The organism is Couchioplanes caeruleus (assembly GCF_023499255.1).
Classification (GTDB): domain Bacteria; phylum Actinomycetota; class Actinomycetes; order Mycobacteriales; family Micromonosporaceae; genus Actinoplanes; species Actinoplanes caeruleus_A.
In genome coordinates this window covers 4,263,072-4,286,098 of record NZ_CP092183.1, presented here as the reverse complement: position 1 = coordinate 4,286,098, position 23,027 = coordinate 4,263,072, and the positions used below count along the sequence as shown (strand labels likewise).

Sequence of the window (23,027 nt, the reverse complement as noted above, 5' to 3'; positions counted from 1 at the left end):
CCCGGTTGCGGGCCGTACGAACGTCGTCACTTGAGAATTCCGGAGCCGCGATGCGGCGCGGCACGGCTGCCGCATGCCTATGCTGCGCAGACGATCATGGGCCGTACGGAGGAGGAACTGCGATGCGGGACACGAGCGCGGCCGGGGCGGACGTCGCCGCGGCGCTGGCCGCCATGCCGGTGGTCGACGGGCACAACGACCTGCCCATGGCGCTGCGCGCCGCCGCCGGCTACCGGGTCGACGGGCTGGCCGCGAACCGGCCCGAGTTCCACACCGACATCGCCCGGCTGCGCGCCGGCGGGGTGGGCGGCCAGTTCTGGTCCGTGTACGTGCCGTCCGACCTGCCCGAGCCCGAGGCCGTCACCGCGACCATGGAGCAGGTCGACGCCGTGTACCGGCTCGTGGCGGCGTACCCGGAGGACTTCGCGATCGCGTACACGGCCGCGGACGTCGAGGCCGCGATCGGGTCCGGCCGGATCGCCTCGCTGATCGGCATCGAGGGCGGTCACAGCCTCGCGTCGTCGCTCGGGGTGCTGCGGGCGTTCGCGCGGCTGGGCGTGCGCTACGTGACGCTGACGCACAACCACAACACGCCGTGGGCGGACTCGGCGGCCGACGAGCCCCGGGCCGGCGGGCTCACCGACGAGGGCCGCGCCGTGGTCGCCGAGATGCAGCGCATCGGTGTCCTGCCCGACCTGGCGCACGTCGCCACGACGACGATGCACGCGGTCCTCGACGTGGCTCAGGCGCCGGTCATCTTCAGCCACTCGTCGGCGCGGGCCCGTACCGACCACCCCCGCAACGTGCCCGACGACGTGCTCGTCCGCCTGCGCGACAACGGCGGCGTCTGCATGGTGGCGTTCGTCCCGGTGTTCGTCTCGGCCGAGGTGGCGCAGTGGGCGGCCGCGGCGGACGAGGAGTGGGAGCGGCTCGGGCTGCCGCCCGTGTCCGACCCGTGGCCGCGGGCGCCGCGCCCGGGCGAGGAGATCCCCGGCTCCCCCGTGCGCGTGGCGGGTCCCGGCAGCCCCGAACCGCCCGCCGACTTCCGCCCGTGGCTTGCCGCCAACCCGCGCCCCGAGGCGACGATCGCGCAGGTGGCCGATCACGTCGACCACGTACGCCAGATCGCGGGCGTCGACCACGTCGGGCTCGGCGGCGACTACGACGGCTGCGACCGGCTGCCGGTCGGGCTGGAGGACGTCTCCGGCTACCCGCGGCTGCTCGCGGAGCTCGCCGGCCGGGGCTGGTCGCAGTCCGACCTGGAGAAGCTGACGGGCCGCAACATCCTGCGCGTCCTGCGCGCGTCCGAGCGGCACGCGAGCGAGCCCTTGTGGCCGGGTGCGACTTTGGGCTGATGCACGCACACGGGGATCTCCATCGCGGGCCGGATACCGCCCGCCACGCGGCCGGGCGAGGCTGATGCGATCATGACGAATCGCCGAACCCTTCTCCGCGGCGCCCTGCTCAGCGCGGCAGGCGTCGCCGTCGGCGCGGTGGGCGCCACCGAGGTGCCGCGCTGGTGCGGGTGGGACCGTCCCCCGCTGGGCGGCGGGTACGCGTCCGCCGCGGACAACCCCTCCGCGGTCAGCCGTGCCGAGGTGAGCGTGCGGTACTACGTCGAGACGCGGGAGCCGGTCGTCGCGTTCACCTTCGACGACGGTCCCGGGCCCCGCTGGACGCCGATGGTCCTGGACGCCCTCGACACGGCCCGGATCCCGGCCACCTTCTTCATGGTGGGGCGCAACCTGGACGAGCACGCCGATCTCGTACGCGGACGGATGGGCGCGCACGAGATCGGCAACCACTCGTGGTCCCACCCCGACCTGGCGACGCTGGACCTGCGCGCGATCACCACGGAGCTGACCCGGACGCACGAGACGATCGCGCGGGTCACCGGGCGCGTACCGACGCTGATGCGCCCGCCGTACGGCCACCTGGGCGGCTCCACGCTGCTCGCGGCCGACTCGATGGGCTACGACATCGTGCTCTGGTCCGATCAGATGCGCGAGCGCAGCTACGAGGACAATCCGGCCGGCCAGGTCGAGGCGATCGTGAACGCGGTCCGCCCGGGCTCGATCATCCTGGCGCACGACGTGGGCGCCAAGCGCCGGCTGGTGGCGCTGCAGCACCTCGGCGAGATGATCGCGGGCATCAAGGCACGCGGCTTCCGCTTCGCGACCGTGTCGCAGCTCGTGGCGCTGGGCGACCGCCGCGCCGGCTCGATCAGCTGACCACTGTCCGGCCCGGACACTGCGGCGCAGGCCGCTGTCACGAGACTGTCATGAAGTCGTGCCGGCGCCGCCATCCCCGGCCGCCAGGCTGGACACCATACCCGGCGCCCTGATCAGCCCATGCCCCCGGCACGATCACCGCCGAGGGCGCCGGGTAGCCGGGGTGCCGAACCCACCCGCGGTCCGTGTGCGGGCGTACCGATGCGGGCGCCCGCACACCCGGACCGTCCGAGGGTCACCGCGCGAGGCCCCGGTGGACGGTGAGGGCGTTGCAGACGTCGGCCACCTCGGGCACGGACCAGGCCAGCGCGACCACCTCCCGGCGGGTCGCCTCGGTGTCCACGTCTCCGTCGAGGATCACCACGCCGTTCTGCACGCCGAGCTCGATCCGGCCGCCGGTCACCCCCGGCGCGGCGAGCACCGCGTCGGCGACGGCCCGGGCCAGCCGCTCGTCGCGCGTGCGCGCCGCGTCCTCGCCCGCGGCTCCGTGCCGCCCGTCGGCCGGTGGGAACTGCCGCGAGTACGACGCCCCGTTGAACCAGTCGGTGTACCACCAGGGATACATGGCCACTCCTGCCCGTCGGTGGGTTCACCGACCACGGTCGCCGACCGGTGTGGCGAGCCGTGCGCAACCACATGACAGTTCGATGACCGGGGTCCGCGGCACACCCTCATCGCTGCAGCTTGTAACCGAGGCCGCGGACGGTCACCAGGTGCCGGGGCGCGCCGGGCATCTCCTCGATCTTGTGCCGCAGCCGGCCCACGTGGACGTCGACCAGGCGTTCGTCGCCGATCTCGTACCCCCACACGCGCTGCAGGAGCTGCTGGCGGGACAGCACCTGGCCGGGATGCTCCGCCAGCTCGCACAGCAGGCGGAACTCCGTACGCGTGACCGCCACCGCCTCGCCGTGCAGGCGCACCTCGCCGGCCTCGGGCAGCACCTCGAGGTCGCCGAAGGCGGCCACCGTCACGGCCGGCGCCGCGGGCCGGGCCCGGCGGCGCAGCGCCCGCAGCCGCGCGGCGAGCTCCTTCACCGCCACCGGCTTCACGATGTAGTCGTCGGCTCCGGCCTCCAGCCCGGCGACGATGTCGTGGGTGTCGTCGCGGGCGCTGACCACGATGATCGGCACGTCGTCGACGCGGCGCAGCTGCCGGATGCACTCGAAGCCGTCCATGCCCGGCAGCATCAGGTCGACCAGCACCGTGTCCGCCGGGTCGCTGCGCTGCGCCACCAGTCCCTCCTCCGCGGTGGCGACGGCGTGGGCGGTGTACCCCTCGTCCTCCAGCGCCATGGTGAGCGACAGCCGGATGCGGTCGTCGTCCTCGATCAGCAGCACGGAACCCATACCCGCATGATGCCCTGCGGCCGCGGCGGCGACACGCTCCGTACGGCCGCCCCGCCGTTTGTCACCCGACTGTCACACGGCGGGGCACGATCCGCCCGAGGTGGTCGCGCCTCGGCGGTCACCCTCATCGCCAGGACGGGCAGACGTACGCGGCCGGCGATCGCCCGGCCCGGCGTCGTCCGCGGCGAGCGTCGCCGTGATGGCCTGCGGCACGGTGCCGAACGTCCGGAACGCCGTGTGCAGCCGCATCGTGCGCAGCACCGCCTGCACGAACCGCGACGGCGCCACGAGCAGCAGGTCGCCGCCGCGCTGCCGGGCGGCCCTGCGGCCGCGGACCAGCGCCCCCAGGCCCAGCGAGTCGATGGTGCCGGCCCCGGTCAGATCGACGATCACGTACGGCCGCAGCGCCACGGCGTTCTCGAGCCCGGCCCGCAGATCCGCGACGACGTCGAGGTCGATGTCGCCGGCGACCCGTACGACCGCCGCCGGCGACGTCACCGTCAGCGCCACCCGCGCCGCGCCGTCGTGCCGGCCGGTGCGCTGGCGCGGGGGCTCGAGGCCGGAGGCGCACGACGGGCATCGGTGCGGCCCGCGGGCGTACGGCGGCCCGGCCCACCCGACGGCGGCGACCGCGACGTACACCACGTCGGCATCGTGCAGGCCGCAACCGTCCACCGTCGTGGTCGCGCCGCACCCGTCGCAGGTGAGCTCGACGGTGGCGCTGGGCGTGGCCGAGACAGCTGTCATGTCGTCATCTCCCGTGTCACTGGACGCCGCCGGTACCTCCACGGTCGCCCGGTGGTGTCGCGGCGGCCCCGCGGAGATGTGACGATCCGATGACATCGACGGATCAGGCGAGCCCGGCATCGTGCACCAGCAGGGCGACCTGGACCCGGTTGTTGAGGCCGAGCTTCACCAGCAGCCGCGAGACGTGCGCCTTCACCGTGGCCACGCTCATGAACAACTGCGCCGAGATCTCCGCGTTCGAGCTGCCCTGCCCGAGCGCCAGCGCCACCTCGCGCTCCCGCTCGCTCAGGGTCTCCAGCAGGTCGCGGGCGCGCCGGCGGCCGGTGTTGTGGTCGGGGGCCGCGACGTGCGCGATGAGCTGCCGGGTCACCGTCGGCGACAGGGTGGCCTCGCCGGCGGCCACCTTGCGGACGGCCTGCAGGATCTCGATCGGCGGGGTGTCCTTGAGCAGGAAGCCGCTGGCACCCGCGCGCAGCGCACGCAGGACGAACTCGTCGGCGTCGAAGGTGGTCAGCACGATGACCTCGGGCGCGTCCGGGCGGGCGCGCAGCGTCTCGGTGGCGGCGAGTCCGTCGATGCGGGGCATGCGGATGTCCATGAGGACCACGTCGGGGTGGTGCCGGGCCACCGCGGCCGGCACCTCGGAGCCGTCGGCGGCCTCCGCGACGACCCGGACGTCGCCGGCGCCGGCCAGGATCATGGTGAGCCCGGCCCGGACCAGGGCGTCGTCGTCGACGATGAGGACCCGGACCGGCCCGGGCCGCGGGGTCACGCCGGCCACGGCAGCCAGGCCCGCAGCACGAAGTCGCCGTCGGTGCCGCGCCCGTGGGTGAGCCGGCCGCCGGCGAGGGTGGCGCGCTCGGCGAGGCCGATGAGGCCCGTACCGGTGCCCGGGATGCCCGGCGCGACCCGGCCGACCGGCAGCGGGTTGCGCACGTCGATGCTCAGGCCGCTCCCGGCCGTCCCGCCGACCGCCACCCGCACCGCCGTGCCGGGGGCGTGCTTGCGGGCGTTGGTCAGGCCCTCCTGGATGATCCGGTACGCGGTCCGCCCGATGCCCGCCGGCAGGTCGGCGGCGGGGTCGACGCTGACGTCGAGGCGTACCTTCACCCCGGCCGCGCGGGACTCGTCGGCGAGCGCGGGAAGCTGCAGCAGCGTCGGCTGGGGGCGTTCCGGCGGTTCCTCCCCGGCCGGCTCGCGGAGTACGCCGATGACCTCGCGCAGGTCCTGCAGCGCCTGGTGGGCACTGGCGCGGATCACCCCGGCGGCGCCGGCGACCTCGGCCGGTGACGACTCCGGGCGGATCTCCAGGGCGCCCGCGTGCAGGCTGAGCAGGGAGATGCGGTGCGCCAGCACGTCGTGCATCTCGCGGGCGATGCGGGTGCGTTCGAGCGTCCGGGCCTGGGCGACCCGTAGCTGCTGCTCGGCCTCGGCGCGCTGCGCCCGGTCGCGCAGGGACACGACGAGCTGCCGGCGCGACCGCACGATCATGCCCCAGAGCTGCACGATCACCATGATCACGACGCCCCAGGAGAACGACTCCAGCCAGGGCGTGCCCTGTTCGGGGCGGATCGCGCAGAACGCCGCGTTGTTGAGCACGCCGGCGAAGGTCACGGCGGCGGTGACGGCGAAGCGGCGGTGCACGGCCACCGAGAACATGATGATCAGCGCGGCGATCGCGATCGAGACCGAGACCAGCCCGAACACCAGCGCCGCGGCGGCCAGCTGCACCGGCCAGCGGCGGCGCCACCAGAGGGCCACGGCGAACCCGACGCCGATCACGAGGTCGCTCCAGACCAGCCACTGCGGCGTCCCGGCCCACTGCGGCACCACCTCCGGCCGGGGTTGCAGCAGGTCGGCGGTGCTCAGCAGGGCCCAGCCCAGGGCGAGCAGGAAGCCAACGGCGTCGATCACCCAGTCCCGGGTGGTACGCGGGCCGGGCGGCGCGTCCGGTTCGTCACGCAGAGCCGCCGGAAGCAGCCAGCGGTATTCCGGCGGCCGCCCGTGCGGGTGCGCCGCGACAAGCTCCCCCATGCCGGTCATCGTACGGTCGCCGCAGCGACCCCCGATACCGACCAAAGTCGTAACCGGCCGCCGACCGAGGTTCGCCGACCGCCGACCGCCGGCCGACGCGGCGGGCCGGGTGGTCCCGGCACGGTGGGACGCATGATCACGGTCGAACATCTGAGCAAACGGTACGGGTCCCACCCGGCCGTCGACGACGTGTCGTTCACCTGCGAACCCGGCACGGTGACCGGCTTCCTCGGGCCCAACGGGGCCGGCAAGTCCACCACGATGCGGATGATCTGCGGGCTCACCCCGCCCACCTCGGGTACGGCCACCGTCGACGGGCGCCCGTACCGGCAGCTGGGCAACCCGGGCCGGCGGATCGGGGTGCTGCTGGACGCCTCCGCGCAGCACTCGGGGCGTACCGGCCGGGAGGTGCTGACGCTGGCCGCGCTGACCATGGGCGTCGACCGGCGCCGGGCCGGCGAGAGCCTGGAGCGGGTGGGGCTGAACAGGACGGCGGCGCGGCGGCGGGTCAAGGCGTACTCGCTGGGGATGCGCCAGCGGCTGGGGCTCGCGTACGCGCTGCTGGGCGACCCAGCGGTGCTGATCCTCGACGAGCCGGCGAACGGGCTGGACCCCGAGGGCATCTTCTGGATGCGCGGGCTGCTGCGCGACTTCGCCGACCGGGGCGGCACCGTGCTGCTCTCCTCGCATCTGCTGCGGGAGGTGGAGGCGGTCGCGGACCGGCTGGTCGTCATCGGGGCCGGGCGGGTGGTGGCCCAGGGCGACAAGGCGGAGCTGCTGGCCGCGTCCGGCACGGTCGTGAAAGCGCTGGACATGCCCGCGCTGGAGGCCGCGCTGCGGCGCCACGGGCTGACCGGCACGGCGGCGGCCGGCGGGGGCGTCGTCGTGCAGGCCGGCGCGGAGGCCATCGGCAGGGCGGCCGCCGAGGCGGGCGTCGTGCTGCTCGAGTTGCGCCCGGCGGACAGCGGCGGGCTGGAACAGATGTTCCTGTCCCTGACCGCCGGCGACTCGGTGCAGGAGGCTGTGCGATGACCGCCGTGCAGAACGCGACGACCGGCCCGGCCGGTGTTGCGCCTGGGGACGACCGTGGCCGTACCGTCGAGAAGGTCTCCCTCGCCCGCCTGACCCGGGTCGAGCTGCGCAAGCTGGCCGACACCCGGGCCGGGCTCTGGCTGTTGATCGTGATCGGGCTGGCCGCGGCCGGCACGGCCGCGATCCTGCTCGGTGCCGCGCCCGACGAGGAGCAGACCTACCAGGGGTTCCTCTCGTTCGGGCTGGCTCCCGCGACCGTGCTGCTGCCGGTGCTCGGCATCCTGTCGATGACCAGCGAATGGTCGCAGCGCACCGCGCTGACCACCTTCACGCTGACCCCCGCCCGCGGGCGCGTCGTCGCGGCGAAGCTGATCGCGGCGGTGCTCATCGCGGTCGCGGCGACCGCAGCGGCGGCGCTGCTGTCGGCGGGCGCCAACCTCATCGCGCTGGGCACCGGCGGCGACGGCAGCTGGCACCTCACCGCCGACCAGGCCGGCCGGCTGCTGGTCAACCAGGTGATGTTCGTGCTGATGGGGGCGGGGTTCGGCGCGCTGCTGATGAGCCCGGCGCTGGCCATCGTGCTGTACTTCGCGCTGCCGACGGCCTGGTCGGCGCTCGGGCAGATGGTGAAGCGGCTGAACGACGCGGCCGGATGGCTGGACCTCAACGTGACCTCGTTGCCGCTCAGCGAGCCGGCGATGAGCTCGGGGCAATGGGCGCGGCTCGGGGTGTCGTGCGCCGTCTGGGTGATCCTGCCGCTGGCGGCCGGGACCGTACGCGTGTTGCGGCGGGAAGTGTCGTAGCCGGGCGGTAGTGTGTGCCCCCATGTCCGCTCCGGCCGTCCTGCGCGACGTCTTCCACGCCTACCGCGATCGCGCGGAGGAGGATGACGGTTACCTGTTCACCGACGACGAGGCACCGATCAACCGCCTCGACGTCCTGGTCTACCGGCCCACCTCCACGGTGGACATGACGTCGTTCGCGACCATCGGCATGGCGGCGCAGCAGATGCCGGCGAGGCCGCGGCCCGGCGGGGGCGCCCGCGCCGAGCTGCGGCTGCGCCGGCGCGGGTCGCTCTCGCGCCCGGAGGAGCACGCCATCGCCGTGCAGCTGGCCAACCTGGCGATCCACCCGTTCCTGGCCGGCAGCCAGCTGAGCTGGGGTCACATGATCGGCTTCGGCGGCGACTTCCCGACGTTCCCGGGCTGCCCGTCGGTGCTGCTCGCCGGGCCGTTGAGCGACGACGACCCGGACTGCGTGCAGACCGGCGACGGCCCGGTCCGGCTGATCAACGTCGTGCCGATCACCGACGCGGAACGCGACCGCGGGCGGGAGCTGCCGCCGGCCGACTTCGCCCGGTCGCTGCGGGAGAGCGTCGACATCTTCGCCGAGCGGCCCGACGGGGTCAGCCGGGGCTGATCACCCGGTCGCCGGAGGTCGCGCGTCGGCACTGATCCGCGCGTGCAGGTGCATGTCGTGCCGGCCGTCGGCGTGGACGGCGGCGCTGCGCCTGGTGCCCTCCAGCGGGAAACCGGCCCGCGTGGCGACCCGGCACGAGGCCTGGTTACGGGTCGAGTGCTCGAGCTCGAGCCGGTGGAAACCCGCCGCGCCGAGGGCCCACGCGGCCACCGCGGTGAGCGCCCGGGCCGCCACGCCGGCGCCCCGTGCCGCCGGCACCACCCAGTAGGCACACGAGGCGACGCCGTCGTCGAGGTCCATGCCGCGGACGGCGATGCGCCCCAGCACGGCCCCGCCGCTGGTCACCGCCCAGTGCGCGCCGCGAGCCTCCGCCCAGTCCCGGCGGTACTCCGCGAACCAGGCCCGGACGTGGTCGGCCGACGAGGGCCGGCGGGTGTGCCACCGCTGGATCGCGGGATCGTCGTAGGCGGCGAGGAACGCCGGCACGTCGGCGTGCTGCCAGGGGCGCAGCAACAGGTCGCCGGCCGCGACGAGCACGGGCTGCGGTCCGGCACAGAGCGTGCCGGCGGGGATCGTGGGCGGCGTCGTGAGGCCTGACGGCATGTGCGCATCCTGCCCTGTGACCCGGCCGCGCCGATAGCCGGAGGCTAGGCTGGGACCATGCCGATCGGTGCGCAACCACCCGGACGGCGGGGAACGGTGGACGAGCCGTACAGCCCGCTCAACCTGCGCCTGATCCTGGCCGCCTTCGGGTTCGTGGTGTGCTCGGTCCTGTCCGTGCTGATGTTCCGCGCGGGGTGGACGGTGCCGGCGTGGCTGCTGGCGGCCTGGGCGGCGGTCGCCGTCGTGGACGCGGTCGTGGTGCAGCTGCGGCGGCGCGCGCGGGCCCGGGCCGAGGGCGGCCGGGACCACTCCCTGTTCGAGTAGCCGCGTCATGCCCCTTTTGCGCCGTACCTCCCTGTACCGTGCGGTTCTGTGCGCGCCTCCTTCCGCCTGACCGTCGCTGTCCTGCTCCTGACCCCGCTGCTGCCGCCGGTCACCCCGGCCGCGGCGGCGCCACCACCACCGGCGCCCGCCGGTGCGGCGACCGTCATCGACGACACTCGCGAGCCCTCCCACAAGACCTTCGCCACCGACGGGCTGGATCTCCGCCGGCCCGAGGTCGGCCGCCGGGCCCGGGCCGCCGCCACCCCGCCGGTCGGCACGGTCCGCGAATGGCTCGCTCTGGACGACGTGAAGGGCAGCCTGTACCGCAAGAACTACACGCTGCGCGGCGTCGGGAAACACATCGAGGTGTGGGTCGCCGACGACATCGCCTTCCCGGAGGGCGACTGCCGGGGCGCCGCCTCGACCAGGGTCACCGACGCCCAGGTCGCCGGCCTGATCCGCGAGTTCGACGGGCGCATCCAGCCCCGGGAGACCGCCGCGTTCAGCACGCCGCCGGACCGGGACGGCACCGATCCGCTGATCACCGGGGACTTCACCGGCGACGGCGGCCGGACGGTCACCCTGGTCGACAACGTGCGCGACGACAACTACGCCGACTTCCCGAAGGCCGTCACGTACATCGCCGGCTTCTTCTCCGCGCAGCTCAACGAGCTCGTCGACCGCAACGTCATGACGATCGACGCGTACGACTGGCAGCACCGCACCGGAGCCACCCCGCCGGACGAGCCCACCGGCGACCTGTGCACCAGCCGCCCGGCGCGGCCCCGCCTGTACGAGGGCACCTTCGCGCACGAGTGGCAGCACCTGCTGCAGTACTACACCGACCCGGACGAGGAGGTGTGGGTGAACGAAGGCCTGTCCGACTACGCGCAGACCCTCGTCGGGTACGTCGACGGCACCGCCACCGTGCACCACCCGGGCGCCGACAGCCACCTCTTCTGTTTCCAGGGCTTCGGCACCGTCCGCACCCGGTACAACGCGAACCCCAAGGACTGCGGGGGCGCGCAGAACTCGCTGAACCAGTGGGACGAGGGCGCGCCCGCGGAGGTGCTGGCCGACTACGGCAACGCGTACCAGTTCATGCTGTACCTGCGCGACCGCTTCGGCGCGGGCGCGCTGTCGCGGCTGCACCGTGACGGCAGCCGGCAGGGTCTCGCCGCGGTGCAGGCCGCCCTGGGCGCGGACACCCGGCTGTACGGCGTCCTGCACGACTTCCAGACGATGACGCTGGTCGACAAGGTGGTCGAGGGCGGCACGATGGCCGGGGTGCCGCGCGGCCGGGTGAGCGCGCCGAGCCTGCGGTCGACGGTCAACCTGGCGAACCCGGCCTCGTACGACCGGCCGGGCGCGGCCCCGAACGGCGCCGACTACGTCCGGCTGCGGGACCGGGCCGGCCGCCCGCTGACCGGTGCGGCGCTGCGATCGGTGCGGTTCTCGGGCGCCCGTACGCTGCCCGCCCAGCCCCTGCAGTGGACGGTCCGCGACGGCGCGCTGTTCTCCGGCGACGCCGGCTCCACGGACGCCACCGCGGTCATGGCGGTCACCGTGCCGCGTACCGCCGCGAAGCTGACCCTGCGTGCCCGCTACGGCGCCGAGCAGGGTTACGACTTCGGCTACGTGACGGTGTCCGTCGACGGTGGACGCACGTACCGGGCGATCGCGGGTGACCGTACCGTCGCCGGACCGCTCGGTCCCGCGGTCACCGGCACCACCGACGGCTTCGAACGGCACACGTACGACCTGGCCGCGTACGCGGGAAAGCGCATCCTGCTGGGCTTCCGCTACGTCAGCGACGGCGCGGTCAACGAGGGCGGCTGGTACGTCGACGACGTGGCGCTCGGCGGCCGGGTCCTCGCAGACGGCACGACGCTGCGCGGGTTCCGCTCGCCGACGCAGATCGTGCCGGTGGCGGTGCACGGGTGGAACGTGCGGCTGGTCGGGCTAGACGAGGCGGGGCGGCGGGCGCGGCAGGTGCCGGTGGACCAGGCCGCGGCGCTGCGGGCGTACCCGAAGGTCGTCGCGATCGTGGCCTACGACGAGCCGACCGGGACCGTCCGGCAGTACGCGCCGTACGCGCTGACGGTCAACGGGGTGGTGCAGCCGGGCGGTGGCCCGGCGGCGTGACGGCCGCGGTGGCCCTGCCGCGGACGTGCGGGGCGGCGGGGCCCGGCGGCCCGGACGGCGGGAACCGGAAGCGGTGCACGTCGTCCACGGTGAACCCGGCGGCGGCTATCGCGGCGACGGTGTCGCGGCCGGTGTGGCAGCCGCCGAGCAGCCGCGGCCAGACGGTGGCGTCGACGATGCGCTGCACCCGCCGCAGGCCACCGGGACGCTCGGCCACGACGTGCTCGAGGAAGCGCAGCTGCCCGCCCGGGCGCAGCACGCGGCGGATCTCGGCGAGGGCCGCCGCCTGGTCGGGCACCGAGCACAGCACGAGCGCGGCCACCGCGGCGTCGAAGGTGCCGTCGGCGGCGGGCAGCGCGCCGGCCAGGCCCGGGACGACCCGGACCGGCACCGGAGCCGTGCGCGCCGCCGCCTCGGCCGCCGCCCGCAGGTACGGCTCGGGCTCCACGGCCAGCACCTCGGTGACCGCGGGCGGGTAGTGCGGGAACATGCGGCCGTTGCCGGCGCCGACCTCGATCACCCGGCCGCGCAGGTCCGCCACGATGGCGTGCCGATGCTCGGCGGCCCCGGCGCGGTCCATCTGCGCGCTCACCCGTTCGTAGACGCGCGCGAAGATCGGATGCCTCATCGCTCAAGCGTGGCAGCGCTCGGCCACCGGCGGAACCACCCGCCCGGCCGCGATCAGCGCGGCCGACGCGACGCCGCAGCACGCGGCGACCCCGGCCAGGACGGCGGTGTAGCCCGGCAGCGCCGCGGCGGCCAGCGGCGCCACGGCCTTGGCGAGCGTCATCGGTACGACGAGGATCCCGGCGAGCGTGGCGTACCGGCCGGTGCCGTAGCGCTCGGCGAGCAGGACCGGCCGCGCGATCGTGGCCACGCCGAAGCCGATGCCGACGCCGGTCACCGTGCCGACCGCGCCCGCCGTACCGGCCGCGACGACCGGCATGGCGAGCGCCGCGACGGCCTGGACGGCGAACACCGCCGCGGTCACGCTCGTGGTGCGGAACCGGCGCTGCAGCCCGGTGGTGACCAGCCGCCCGGCCACCGACAGCACCCCGAGCAGCCCCGCGACGGCGGCCGCCCACGCCGGCGGGTGCCCCCACGACACCAGCGCCGACACGAGGTGGACGGTGAGGGTGCTGACCGCCGCGGTGTGGGCGGCGAACGCGAGCGCGAGCAGCCAGAACCCACGGTCGGCCAGCGCGGTCCACACCACCGGCCCGCGCGTCCTCGCGCCGACCGGGCGGCCGGGCCGCCGGACGAAGACCGCGTGCAGCGGGACGGTGAGCGCCTGGATCGCGGCGAGCACGAGGACGGCGGTGCGCCACCCGTACGCGTCGACGAGCCGGCCGGTCAGCGGCAGGAAGATCGTGCTGGCGAACCCGGCCACCACGGTGATGGTCAGCAGCGCCCCCGCCCGGCGCTCGGCGGTGTACCAGGTGAGCACGACCGCGAACGCCGCCTCGTACAGGCCGGCGGCGCTCGCGGCCCCGATCCCGGCCTGGACGGCGTAGAGCTGCCAGAGCCGGTCGACGCCGCTGTAGGCCACCAGGGCCAGCGCGCCCACCAGCGAGCCGGCGGTCATCAGGGCGCGGCCGCCGTGCCGGTCGAGCAGCCGGCCCACCGGGATCGCCAGCACCGCGCCGGTGACCACGCTGAGCGTGAAGGCCCCGGTGACCGCGCCCGTACCGGCGTGCAGGTCGGCCGCGACCGGCCGCAGGAGCACGGCGAACGAGTAGTAGAGCGTGCCGTAGCCGATGGTCTGGGTGACCGCGAGGGCGGCTACCCGGCTCACCCGCAGCAGCCGCCGGACTCACCGGTCTGCGGCGCGGCGTTCGACGAGCAGACGCCGGTCTCCGGCAGGTCGAGCTGGACGTCCCGGGCGGCCGCCCAGTCGCCGGCCAGCGCCGCGGCGATCGATCGGACCTGCTCGTAGCCGGTGGCCAGCAGGAACGTGGGCGCCCGGCCGTACGACTTCACGCCGACGGCGTAGTAGCCCGGCTCCGGCTGGCTGAGCTCGTCGACGCCGTGCGGGCGTACGGTGCCGCAGGAGTGCTCGTTCGGGTCGATCAGCGGGGCGAGGGCCCGGGTGCAGCCCAGCGCCGGGTCGAGGTCGAGCCGCAGTTCCCCGGCGATGGAGTGGTCCGGCCGGAACCCGGTGGCGCCGACGATACGGTCGGCGACCAGCGTGCGACCGTCGACGGCGGTCAGCCGGACATGGTCGTCCGCGGGTGTGATCGTGTGCACGGCGAAGCCGGTGAGCAGGTCGGCGCGGCCGGAGTCGACCAGCCGCCTGATGCCGGTGCCGAGGGCGCCGCGGGCGGGCAGGGCGTCGGCCTCGCCGCCGCCGACCGCGCGGTCGATGGTGCCGCCGCGGGTGGCCCAGGTGATCGTGGTGCCCGGCTCCTGGGCGGCCAGCTCGGCCAGCGCCAGCAGCGTGTTGGCCGCCGAGTGCCCGGCGCCCACGACGACGGTGTGCCGGCCGGCGTACGCGGCCCGGTCGGCGCCGAGCACGTCGGGCAGGGCCGGGCCGATGAGCCCGGCCGCGGCACGTTCGCCGTGCGCGGGCAGGCCGTTGGCGCCGAGCACGTTGGGCGTACGCCAGGTGCCGGAGGCGTCCAGCACCGCCGAGGCCAGGATGTCGTCGCCGGAGGCGAGCCGGACGACGAACGGGGCGCGGTCGCGGCCGGCGGTGCGGACGCGGTCCATGCCGAGCCGGCCGATCGCCTCGACGCGGGCGTCGTAGCGCACGTGCGGGGCGATCGGCGGCAGCTTCGCCAGCGGCTGGAGGTAGCTCTCGACGAGCTCCGCGCCGGTGGGCAGGGCGTCGAGGACGGGCTCGGCCCAGCCGGCGGCCTCCAGCAGGCGCCGGGCGGCGTGGTCGATGTCGTAGCGCCACGGCGAGAACAGCCGGACGTGGCCCCACTCGGCGATGGCCGCGCCCGCGGACGGCCCGGCCTCGAGCACGGTGAACGGCAGCCCGCGCTCGTGCAGGTGGGCGGCCGCGGCCAGGCCGACGGGCCCGGCCCCGATCACCACCACCGGGTACGACCCATCAGTCACCGGTGATGTCCCGGCGGCGTCCCCGCAGCACGCCGCGCCGGCCTCGACGGCTTCCTGCCGGGCGGCCGGCGCGCAGCAGGAGCCCGTGGCCTCGGCGGCCTCCGCGGTGCCGCAACACGGCGTGGTGGGCTGGTCGGTCATGGGAGCCTCCCTCGCGAGCCTCGCATCAGCCGGGGCTGATCCTTGTCTCGATCTCTGTCGAACTGACGCCCCCACCTTGCATCCCGCTTAGACGAGTGTCAAGCTATGCCGCATGTCGGTTCTTCCCCTCGCGGACGCCGCACCGGCCCCGGCCTGCTGCCCGCCGCTGTCGGTGCAGGCCCTGGCCCCGCAGGTCGCCGGGCAGCTCGCACCGCTGTTCAAGGCGCTCAGCGACCCGGTCCGGCTCCGCCTGCTGTCCATGATCGCCTCCAGCGCCGAGGTCTGCGTCTGCGAGCTGACCGACGGGTTCGACGTGACCGGCGCGACCATCTCGCATCACCTCCGCGTGCTGCGGGAGACCGGCCTGGTGGACTGCGAGCGGCGCGGCACGTGGGTCTACTACTGGGTACGCCGGGAGGCGCTCGACCTGCTGGGGGACCTGCTGACGACCCATCCGGCCACGCCGCCCGCACCGGAGCATCAGTCGGAGGTGATATCAGCTGATCCTGATGTGGTACGCCTGCTCGCCGACCCGCTGCGGGCCCAGCTCGTCCGGATCCTCGCGCAGGGGCCGGCCACCACCTCGCACCTGGTCGCCGACACCGGCGCCAAGCAGCCCAACGTCTCCGGCCACCTCAAGCAGCTGCGCGAGGCGGGCGTCGTCACCGCGGAGCCGCGCGGCAGGTTCACGTTCTACCGGCTCGTGCCCGCCGTGCTGCAGGGCGCCGCGCTGCACCTGGCCGACCTCGCCGAGCAGGCCCGCGCCACCGCCGGCACGTTCCGGGCCTGCTGACATGACCGCCACGATCGCGGCCGGCCCGGCGCCGGTCGTCGCCCGCCTGTCCCGCCTCGACCGGTTCCTGCCGCTGTGGATCGGCCTCGCGATGGCCGCCGGGCTGCTGCTCGGCCGGCTCGTCCCGGGGCTGGACAGCGCCCTCGAGGCCGTGACGGTCGGCGGGATCTCGCTGCCGATCGCCCTCGGGCTGCTGATCATGATGTATCCGGTGCTCGCCAAGGTCCGCTACGACCGACTCGGCACCGTCACCGGCGACCGGCGGCTGCTGGTCTCGTCGCTCGTGCTCAACTGGCTGATCGGCCCGGCGGTCATGTTCGCGCTCGCGTGGATCTTCCTCGCGGACCACGCCGAGTACCGCACCGGCCTGATCATCGTCGGGCTGGCCCGGTGCATCGCCATGGTGATCATCTGGAACGACCTGGCCGGCGGCGACCGGGAGGCCGCCGCCGTGCTGGTCGCGCTCAACTCGGTCTTCCAGGTGCTCGCGTTCGGGCTGCTCGGCTGGTTCTACCTCAGCGTGCTGCCGGGCTGGCTGCACCTGTCCGGCGCCCGGCTGCAGGTCTCCGGCTGGGACATCGCCCGCAACGTACTGATCTTCCTCGGCATCCCGCTGCTCGCCGGCTTCCTCACCCGCCGACTCGGTGAGCGGGCGCGGGGCCGCGACCGGTACGAGACGGCGTTCCTGCCGCGGATCGGGCCGTTCGCCCTGTACGGGCTGCTGTTCACGATCGTCGTGCTGTTCGCGCTGCAGGGCGACGCGATCACGACCCGGCCCTGGGACGTGGCGCTGATGGCCGTACCGCTGCTGGCGTACTTCGCCGTCATGTGGGCCGGGTCGTACGCGCTGGGCCGCGGCCTCGGGATGGGCTACGAGCGCACCACCACGCTCGCCTTCACCGCGGCCGGCAACAACTTCGAGCTCGCCATCGCGGTGGCGATCGGCACGTTCGGGATCACCAGCGGCCAGGCTCTCGCGGGGGTGGTCGGCCCGCTGATCGAGGTACCGGTGCTGGTCGGGCTCGTGTACGTGAGCCTGGCCCTGCGCCGGCGGCTGTTCCCGGCGGTGCCCGCGTGACCGTGGTCCGGCTCGTGCCCATGGCCGGCGAGCACGCCGGCGCGGTGCTCGGCATCTACGCCGCGGGCATCGCGGCCGGCAACGCCACGTTCGAGACCGAGGCGCCCGGATGGGCGGCGTTCGACGGCGGCAGGCTGCCGGACCATCGGTTCGTCGCGCTCGACGTGGACGGCACGGTCACCGGCTGGGTGGCCTGCTCCCGGGTCTCCCCCCGGCCGGTGTACGCCGGCGTCGTCGAGCACTCCGTCTACGTGCATCCGGCGTACGGCGGCCGCGGCATCGGCCGGGCGCTGCTCGAGGCGCTGATCGCGTCGACCGAGCGCGCCGGGATCTGGACCATCCAGTCCGGCGTCTTCCCGGAGAACCTGCCCAGCCTCGCCCTGCACGCCCGCTGCGGCTTCCGCACCATCGGCACCCGCGAGCGCGTCGGCCGCCACCACGGCCGCTGGCGCGACGTCATCCTGCTCGAACGCCGCAGCGCCACCGTCGTCTGACCCACACCCGAGGAGAGCCGTGACCGACCAGCCCAGCGTCCTGTTCGTCTGCGTGCACAACGCCGGCCGGTCCCAGATGGCCGCCGGCTGGCTGCGCCACCTGGCCGGCGACCGGGTCGAGGTGCGTTCCGCCGGCTCGGCCCCCGCCGACGCGGTGAACCCGGCCGCGGTGGCTGCCATGCGGGAGGTCGGCATCGACATCGCGGATCAGCGTCCGGCGCTGCTGGCGTACGACACCGTGGAGGCGTCGGACGTCGTGGTGACCATGGGGTGCGGCGACGCCTGCCCGTACTTCCCCGGCAAGCGCTACGAGGACTGGAAGCTCGAGGACCCGGCCGGCAAGGGCGTCGAGGCCGTGCGTCCCATCCGCGACGAGATCAGGAACCGGATCGAGAAGCTGCTCGCCGAGCTGCTGCCCGCCGGCTCCTAGGGACGCGGGTCGGGCGGGATCAGGCCGAGGTAGGTCAGCTTCTGCTTGATCGTGTCGGGCGCGAACGGCTTGAGGACGTACTCGTGGGCGCCGGCGGCCAGCGCCCGCACCATCTGGCTGTGCTCGGCCTCGGTGGTCACCATCATCATGCACATGTCCCGCAGCGGCGGCATCTTGCGGACGTGGCGGATCAGCTCGAGCCCGTCCATCACCGGCATGTTCCAGTCGATCAGCGCCACGTCCGGCACCGTCGGGATCTCCACCAGCAGGTCCAGGGCCTCCTGACCGTTGCTCGCCTCGTACACCGCGAAGCCGTGACCGGCCATGGTGCGCTGCAGGATGCGGCGCATCGTGCTGGAGTCGTCGACCACCAATGCGAGCATGCGGTCGCCTTTCGTCGCAGGTCCGGCCAACGGATCCATCGGCCGCGACGGCGGTCTGCTGAGCGGATTCGGGCCCCGATCTGCGCCGCCGGTGGACTGGACGGCCGCACCGGGGGCACGCTACGGGTATGACCTCGATCAGTGCTCTCCCGCCCGGACTGGCAGCCTCCGCGGCCCGCGTCGGCGATGCCGGCACGGTGCTCGGCGACGAGGAGGTGACGGCGTTCATCACCGAGCAGCTCGCCGCCCACCCGTTCGACGGGCGCAGCGTGTGCGTGCTCGTGCCGGACGCGACGCGGACGTGCCCGCTGCCGCTGCTCATGCGCGCCGTGCACGGCGCCCTGCACGGCCGGGTGACCCGGCTGACCGTGCTGGTCGCGCTGGGCACGCACGCCGCCATGACGCAGGAGGCGCTGGCTCGGCACCTCGGGTACGAGCCCGGCCGGCTCGCCGAGACCTATCCGGGCACCGTGGTGGTCAACCACGAGTGGTGGAAGCCGGAGACCTTCGCCGACCTCGGCACGGTCCCCGCCACCCGGATCGCCGAGCTGTCCGAGGGCCGCATGGACGTCGCCGTGCCGGTGCTGCTGAACCGGGCGGTCGTGGAGCACGACGTCGCGCTCGTGGTCGGGCCGGTGCTGCCGCACGAGGTGGTCGGGATGTCCGGCGGCAACAAGTACTTCTTCCCGGGCGTCGGCGGCAAGCGGATCATCGACGTCTCGCACTGGCTCGGCGCGCTGATCACGTCGGCGGAGATCATCGGTACGAGCGGCCTGACCCCCGTACGCGCGCTGATCGACGACGGCGCCGCGCTGATCCCGGCCGAGAAGCTGGCGCTCAGCGTGGTCACCGCCGAGGTGGCCGACGGCGCGGTGGACAGCGCGGTGGACGACGCCGTACCGGCCTCGGCCGCGGGCCCGGCGGCGGGCACCGGCAGCGGGCTGCACTCGGTGTCGTTCGGCGACACCCGCGCCTCGTGGGCGTCGGCGGCCGAGGTGTGCGCCGCCACCCACGTCACGTACCTGGACGCCCCGGTCCGGCGGGTGCTGTCGATCGTGCCCGCCATGTACGACGAGATCTGGACCGCCGCGAAGGGCTTCTACAAGGTCGAGCCGGTGGTCGCCGACGGCGGCGAGGTGATCCTGTACGCCCCGCACGTCACCGAGCTGTCCTCCACCCATCCGGAGATCTACGAGATCGGCTACCACTGCCGCGACTACTTCGTCGGCCAGTGGGACCGCTTCGCCGCCGTGCCGTGGGGCGTGCTGGCCCACTCGACGCACCTGCGCGGCGCCGGCACGTACGACCCGGCGACCGGCGAGGAGCGGCTGCGGGTCCGGGTCACCCTCGCCACGGCGATCCCCGAGGAGGTGTGCCGGGCGGCGAACCTGGGTTACCTCGATCCGGCGCTCGTCGACCCCGCCGTGTACGCGCACGACCCGGACACCCTGGTCGTCCCCCGCGCCGGCGAGATGCTGTTCCGGCTGGGCCCGCGATGACCGCGACAGCCGCCGCGTCGGCGGTCCTGGGCGGGCTGGGGCCGCTGCGTGCCACAGCGTTCGCGGTCGCGCCGGCCTAGGGCCCGCTGGTCATTCGCCCTCGCGCGGCACCCCGGGCGGCTTGGGGGCGTTCAGGCCGAAGTGCAGGCCCACCACGCGGATCAGGAAGCACACCGCGGCCGCCACCAGCGCCACCGGGAGCCCCAGCAGGCGGCCGGTCCCGGTGTGGGCGGCCAGGACGACCAGCGCGGCCCCGACCAGGGCGGGTACCGCGTACAGGCCGCTGCTCAGCACGCCGGGGAGCTGCCGGATCAGCACGTCGCGCAGGGTGCCGCCGCCGACGCCGGTGATCGCCCCCAGGATGATCGCCTGCATCGGGCCGACCCCGAACAGCAGCGCCTTGCCGGCGCCGGTGACCGCGAACAGCGCCAGCCCGGCGGCGTCCAGCACGTCGATCGACCTGCTGAACCGGTTGAGGCCGCGGCCGAACAGGAACGCGAGCAGGCCACCGGCGGCCGCCACCGTGAGGTAGCGCCAGTCGGCGAACGCGGCCGGCGGTACGGCGCCCAGCAGCACGTCGCGCATGATGCCGCCGCCGACCGCTGTGATCATGCCCAGCGTGACGACGCCGACGAGGTCCACCCGGGCCACCCGGATGGCGGTGAGCGCGCCGTTCAGCGCGAAGGCGAAGGTCCCCACCAGGTCGAGGACGAGAAGCACCGACACCGGGTCAGGTCGCCGGTGCCGTCCGGGACGACTTCACGCGGCTGGCGCCCACGATGATGTCGGCGCAGGCGTCCGGGTCCAGGGTCGAGGTGTTGAGCACGAGGTCGTAGCGGGTCGGTTCGCGCGGGTCCCAGCCGTACAGCCGGATCGACATGTCGGCGCGGACCGTGTCCTCGCGGCGCTGCCGCTTCGCCGCCCGCTCCGGGCTGATCCCGCCGGTACGGGCGGCCCGTGCGACGCGGTGGTCCACCGGCGCGTCGAGCCGCACGTGCAGCGCCCCCGGCCACGAGGCGAGGATCAGGGCCCCGTTGCGGCCCACGATCACCGCGCCGGCGCGGGCCGCCTCCAGGACCCAGCGGGTGTTGCTCAGCACCAGCTCGTGGTCGTCGCGCTGGGCCATCGCCACGGCCGGGCCCTCGAGGGCCGCGTACGAGCCACCCATGACGCCGAAGACGCGGGACAGCAGGCCGTCGTCGTCCGGCTTCGGGATGCCCTCGAGCTCCTCCGAGGAGAAGGCCTGGGCGTGGAACGTCACCCCGAGCGCCGCGGCGACCCGTGGGCCGACGTCCTGGGCGCCCGAGCCGTACGACTCGAAGATCGTCACGACGGGCGGGGACATGGCCTCATCGTGCGCCGCAGGGCCGCCGGCCGCAAGCGGCGCGCCCGGCGACGGGCAACAGTTGGCAATTCGTTGACCCCGATCCGCCGGTGCGCGCCCAATGGAGGGGACATCCCATCGCCGACCCATGGAGGCCCGCCGTGCTTCGACCCCAGGACACCGCCACCCGCGAGCGCAAGCGCCTCGACGGCCTCTGGCGCTTCGCCCTCGACCCGGCCGGCGCGGGGCGCGCCGAGCGGTGGTTCGCCGGACCGCTGGCCGACGCCCGCGAGATGGCCGTGCCGGCGAGCTTCAACGACATCACCGCGGATCCCGCGGTGCGCGACTACTTCGGCGACGTCTGGTACCAGACCGAGGTACGGGTACCACGCGGCTGGGACGGCCGGCGGATCGTGCTGCACTTCGAATCCGCCACGCACCGCGCCACGGTGTGGGTCGGCGACGCCGAGGTGGTCTCGCACGAGGGCGGGTACACGCCGTTCGCCGCGGACGTCACCGCACATGTCGGCGCCGGGGAGGTCGCCCGGATCACCGTCCTGGTCAACAACACGCTCAGCTTCCAGTCGATCCCGCCGGGGGTCGTCGAGCAGACCCCGGCCGGCCCGCGGCAGCGCTACTGGCACGACTTCTTCAACTACGCCGGCATCCACCGGCCGGTCTGGCTCTACCAGACCCACCCGCTGCACCTCACCGACGTCACCGTCGTGACCGGGCTGGACGGCGCCGACGGCATCGTCGAGTACGCGACCGGGGCCAGCGCTGACGCCACCACCCGCGTGGTGCTGCGTGACGCGGACGGCCGCACGGTGGCCGAGGGCGACGGGGCGAGCGGCACGCTGACCGTTCCGAGCGCGCACCGGTGGGGGCCCGGCGACGGCTACCTCTACGACCTGGAGGTGCTGCTCGCCGACGGGGACGGGACCGTCGTGGACAGCTACCACCAGAGCGTGGGGATCCGTACGGTCAAGGTCAGCGGCAACCGGTTCCTGATCAACGGCGAGCCGTTCCACTTCACCGGCTTCGGCAAGCACGAGGACCTGCCGGTGATCGGCAAGGGGCACAACGACGCGTTCATGCTGCACGACTTCGAGCTGCTGCGCTGGATCGGCGCGAACTCGTTCCGGACGTCGCACTACCCGTACTCGGAGGAGGTCCTCGACGCCGCCGACCGGCACGGCATCGTGCTCATCGACGAGACGGCGGCCGTCGGCCTCAACATGGGCCTCGGCGGCGGCATCTTCGGCGCCCAGGGCTACACCACGTTCAGCCCGGACACGATCAACGACGCGTCCCGCGAGGTGCACGCCCAGGCGATCCGCGAGCTGGTGGCCCGGGACAAGAACCACCCGAGCGTCGTGCTCTGGTCGATCGCCAACGAGCCGGAGAGCGACACCGAGGGCGCCGAGGACTACTTCCGCCCGCTGTTCGAGCTGACCCGGGAGCTCGACCCCAGCAGGCCGGTCGGCTTCGTCAACGTCATGCTCGCGCCGTACGGCAAGTGCCGGGTGTCGCAGTTCGCCGACGTGCTCATGCTCAACCGCTACTACGGCTGGTACGTCCACACCGGCGACCTCCCCGCCGCCGAGCAGGCCTGGGAGGAGGAGCTGCGCGGCTGGGCGAGCGAGAACAAGCCCATCATCATCACCGAGTACGGCGCCGACACGTACCCCGGCCTGCACGCCCTGGGCAACCAGCCGTGGACCGAGGAGTACCAGGTCGAGTACCTGGACATGAACCACCGGGTCTTCGACCGGGTCGACGCGGTCGTGGGCGAGCACGTGTGGAACTTCGCGGACTTCGCCACCACCTCCGGCGTGATGCGGGTGGGCGGCAACAAGAAGGGCGTGTTCACCCGCGACCGGCAACCCAAGGCGGCGGCCTTCGCCCTGCGGCGCCGCTGGCGCAAGGACGTGTGAGCGC

Annotated in this window: 25 protein-coding genes and 1 pseudogene; 14 read left to right on the top strand and 12 right to left on the bottom strand. The window is 74.2% G+C overall.

Going from position 1 to position 23,027, the window contains the following annotated elements:
• The first annotated feature begins 122 nt into the window (after positions 1-122).
• Complete coding sequence (locus tag COUCH_RS19745; protein WP_249606653.1) at positions 123-1,355, top strand: dipeptidase; 1,233 nt, start codon at positions 123-125, stop codon at positions 1,353-1,355.
• 72 nt (positions 1,356-1,427) lie between these two features.
• Positions 1,428-2,231 (top strand): polysaccharide deacetylase family protein, encoded by an 804-nt coding sequence (locus tag COUCH_RS19740; protein ID WP_249606652.1) that lies wholly within the window; start codon positions 1,428-1,430, stop codon positions 2,229-2,231.
• Between the two features lie 235 nt (positions 2,232-2,466).
• Here COUCH_RS19740 and COUCH_RS19735 read toward each other — a convergent pair whose 3' ends face one another.
• The 5 genes from COUCH_RS19735 to COUCH_RS19715 form a co-directional block, all read right to left on the bottom strand.
• The gene (locus COUCH_RS19735) at positions 2,467-2,796 is read right to left on the bottom strand and encodes a BON domain-containing protein (protein ID WP_249606651.1); all 330 of its coding nucleotides are present in this window, start codon (positions 2,794-2,796) and stop codon (positions 2,467-2,469) included.
• 106 nt (positions 2,797-2,902) lie between these two features.
• Positions 2,903-3,577: a response regulator transcription factor gene (locus COUCH_RS19730; protein WP_249606650.1), complete on the bottom strand. Its 675-nt coding sequence runs from the start codon at positions 3,575-3,577 to the stop codon at positions 2,903-2,905.
• Between the two features lie 72 nt (positions 3,578-3,649).
• Positions 3,650-4,324 carry an STAS domain-containing protein gene (locus COUCH_RS19725; RefSeq protein WP_249606649.1) on the bottom strand — a complete coding sequence of 225 codons (675 nt, stop codon included), beginning with the start codon at positions 4,322-4,324 and terminating at the stop codon, positions 3,650-3,652.
• A 103-nt stretch (positions 4,325-4,427) separates the two neighbouring features.
• A complete protein-coding gene (locus COUCH_RS19720; protein WP_249613758.1) occupies positions 4,428-5,024 on the bottom strand; it encodes a response regulator in 597 nt (198 codons plus the stop codon).
• A gap of 68 nt (positions 5,025-5,092) precedes the next feature.
• Complete coding sequence (locus COUCH_RS19715) at positions 5,093-6,358, bottom strand: sensor histidine kinase (RefSeq protein ID WP_249606648.1); 1,266 nt, start codon at positions 6,356-6,358, stop codon at positions 5,093-5,095.
• A gap of 132 nt (positions 6,359-6,490) precedes the next feature.
• Between COUCH_RS19715 and COUCH_RS19710 the strand changes: the two genes are divergently transcribed.
• The 3 genes from COUCH_RS19710 to COUCH_RS19700 are packed head-to-tail and all read left to right on the top strand — an operon-like array spanning position 6,491 to position 8,809.
• Entirely contained in the window at positions 6,491-7,390 is a 900-nt protein-coding gene (locus COUCH_RS19710) for an ABC transporter ATP-binding protein (protein ID WP_249606647.1), read from the top strand.
• Complete coding sequence (locus COUCH_RS19705) at positions 7,387-8,193, top strand: ABC transporter permease (protein WP_249606646.1); 807 nt, start codon at positions 7,387-7,389, stop codon at positions 8,191-8,193. The genes COUCH_RS19710 and COUCH_RS19705 overlap by 4 nt, the downstream gene beginning before the upstream one ends.
• Before the next feature lie 22 nt (positions 8,194-8,215).
• Complete coding sequence (locus COUCH_RS19700) at positions 8,216-8,809, top strand: suppressor of fused domain protein (protein ID WP_249606645.1); 594 nt, start codon at positions 8,216-8,218, stop codon at positions 8,807-8,809.
• Here COUCH_RS19700 and COUCH_RS19695 read toward each other — a convergent pair whose 3' ends face one another.
• Positions 8,810-9,412 (bottom strand): GNAT family N-acetyltransferase, encoded by a 603-nt coding sequence (locus tag COUCH_RS19695; RefSeq protein ID WP_249606644.1) that lies wholly within the window; start codon positions 9,410-9,412, stop codon positions 8,810-8,812. It lies immediately after the preceding gene.
• A gap of 57 nt (positions 9,413-9,469) precedes the next feature.
• On the opposite strand from COUCH_RS19695, the gene COUCH_RS19690 reads away from it, so the two are divergent.
• Both COUCH_RS19690 and COUCH_RS19685 read left to right on the top strand, forming a co-directional pair.
• The gene (locus COUCH_RS19690) at positions 9,470-9,736 is read left to right on the top strand and encodes a hypothetical protein (protein ID WP_249606643.1); all 267 of its coding nucleotides are present in this window, start codon (positions 9,470-9,472) and stop codon (positions 9,734-9,736) included.
• A gap of 48 nt (positions 9,737-9,784) precedes the next feature.
• Positions 9,785-11,881, top strand: coding sequence for an immune inhibitor A domain-containing protein (locus tag COUCH_RS19685; RefSeq protein WP_249606642.1), 2,097 nt, complete (start codon positions 9,785-9,787; stop codon positions 11,879-11,881).
• Here COUCH_RS19685 and COUCH_RS19680 read toward each other — a convergent pair.
• The 3 genes from COUCH_RS19680 to COUCH_RS19670 are packed head-to-tail and all read right to left on the bottom strand — an operon-like array spanning position 11,841 to position 15,085.
• On the bottom strand, positions 11,841-12,509 hold the full coding sequence (locus tag COUCH_RS19680; protein ID WP_249606641.1) for a class I SAM-dependent methyltransferase: 669 nt from the start codon (positions 12,507-12,509) through the stop codon (positions 11,841-11,843). The genes COUCH_RS19685 and COUCH_RS19680 overlap by 41 nt on opposite strands.
• Before the next feature lie 3 nt (positions 12,510-12,512).
• Positions 12,513-13,676 carry an MFS transporter gene (locus COUCH_RS19675; protein WP_249606640.1) on the bottom strand — a complete coding sequence of 388 codons (1,164 nt, stop codon included), beginning with the start codon at positions 13,674-13,676 and terminating at the stop codon, positions 12,513-12,515.
• Positions 13,673-15,085, bottom strand: a complete 1,413-nt coding sequence (locus COUCH_RS19670) for an NAD(P)-binding domain-containing protein (protein ID WP_249606639.1) — start codon at positions 15,083-15,085, stop codon at positions 13,673-13,675. Before COUCH_RS19670 ends, COUCH_RS19675 begins: the two co-directional genes overlap by 4 nt.
• Positions 15,086-15,197: 112 nt before the next feature.
• Between COUCH_RS19670 and COUCH_RS19665 the strand changes: the two are divergent.
• The 5 genes and pseudogenes from COUCH_RS19665 to COUCH_RS19645 form a co-directional block, all read left to right on the top strand.
• Positions 15,198-15,548, top strand: a pseudogene (locus COUCH_RS19665) (ArsR/SmtB family transcription factor); the annotation flags it as partial.
• A gap of 27 nt (positions 15,549-15,575) precedes the next feature.
• Positions 15,576-15,878 (top strand): ArsR/SmtB family transcription factor, encoded by a 303-nt coding sequence (locus tag COUCH_RS19660; protein WP_249613757.1) that lies wholly within the window; start codon positions 15,576-15,578, stop codon positions 15,876-15,878.
• A 1-nt stretch (position 15,879) separates the two neighbouring features.
• On the top strand, positions 15,880-16,956 hold the full coding sequence (arsB, locus tag COUCH_RS19655; protein ID WP_249606638.1) for an ACR3 family arsenite efflux transporter: 1,077 nt from the start codon (positions 15,880-15,882) through the stop codon (positions 16,954-16,956).
• A gap of 20 nt (positions 16,957-16,976) precedes the next feature.
• Positions 16,977-17,450, top strand: a complete 474-nt coding sequence (locus tag COUCH_RS19650; protein ID WP_249613756.1) for a GNAT family N-acetyltransferase — start codon at positions 16,977-16,979, stop codon at positions 17,448-17,450.
• Between the two features lie 19 nt (positions 17,451-17,469).
• Positions 17,470-17,880, top strand: a complete 411-nt coding sequence (locus COUCH_RS19645) for an arsenate reductase ArsC (RefSeq protein ID WP_249606637.1) — start codon at positions 17,470-17,472, stop codon at positions 17,878-17,880.
• On the opposite strand, the gene COUCH_RS19640 is transcribed toward COUCH_RS19645, so the two are convergent.
• Complete coding sequence (locus COUCH_RS19640) at positions 17,877-18,263, bottom strand: response regulator (protein WP_249606636.1); 387 nt, start codon at positions 18,261-18,263, stop codon at positions 17,877-17,879. The two genes, COUCH_RS19645 and COUCH_RS19640, sit on opposite strands and share 4 nt — an antisense overlap.
• 128 nt (positions 18,264-18,391) lie before the next feature.
• Here COUCH_RS19640 and COUCH_RS19635 point away from each other — a divergent pair, with 128 nt between their 5' ends.
• The gene (locus COUCH_RS19635; protein ID WP_249606635.1) at positions 18,392-19,762 is read left to right on the top strand and encodes a lactate racemase domain-containing protein; all 1,371 of its coding nucleotides are present in this window, start codon (positions 18,392-18,394) and stop codon (positions 19,760-19,762) included.
• A 90-nt stretch (positions 19,763-19,852) separates the two neighbouring features.
• Here the strand turns inward: COUCH_RS19635 and COUCH_RS19630 are convergent, their stop codons facing one another.
• The gene (locus COUCH_RS19630; RefSeq protein WP_249606634.1) at positions 19,853-20,488 is read right to left on the bottom strand and encodes a trimeric intracellular cation channel family protein; all 636 of its coding nucleotides are present in this window, start codon (positions 20,486-20,488) and stop codon (positions 19,853-19,855) included.
• Between the two features lie 4 nt (positions 20,489-20,492).
• A complete protein-coding gene (locus COUCH_RS19625; protein ID WP_249606633.1) occupies positions 20,493-21,107 on the bottom strand; it encodes an AAA family ATPase in 615 nt (204 codons plus the stop codon).
• Between the two features lie 140 nt (positions 21,108-21,247).
• Here COUCH_RS19625 and uidA point away from each other — a divergent pair, with 140 nt between their 5' ends.
• Entirely contained in the window at positions 21,248-23,023 is a 1,776-nt protein-coding gene (gene uidA, locus COUCH_RS19620) for a beta-glucuronidase (protein ID WP_249606632.1), read from the top strand.
• Positions 23,024-23,027 lie beyond the last annotated feature (4 nt).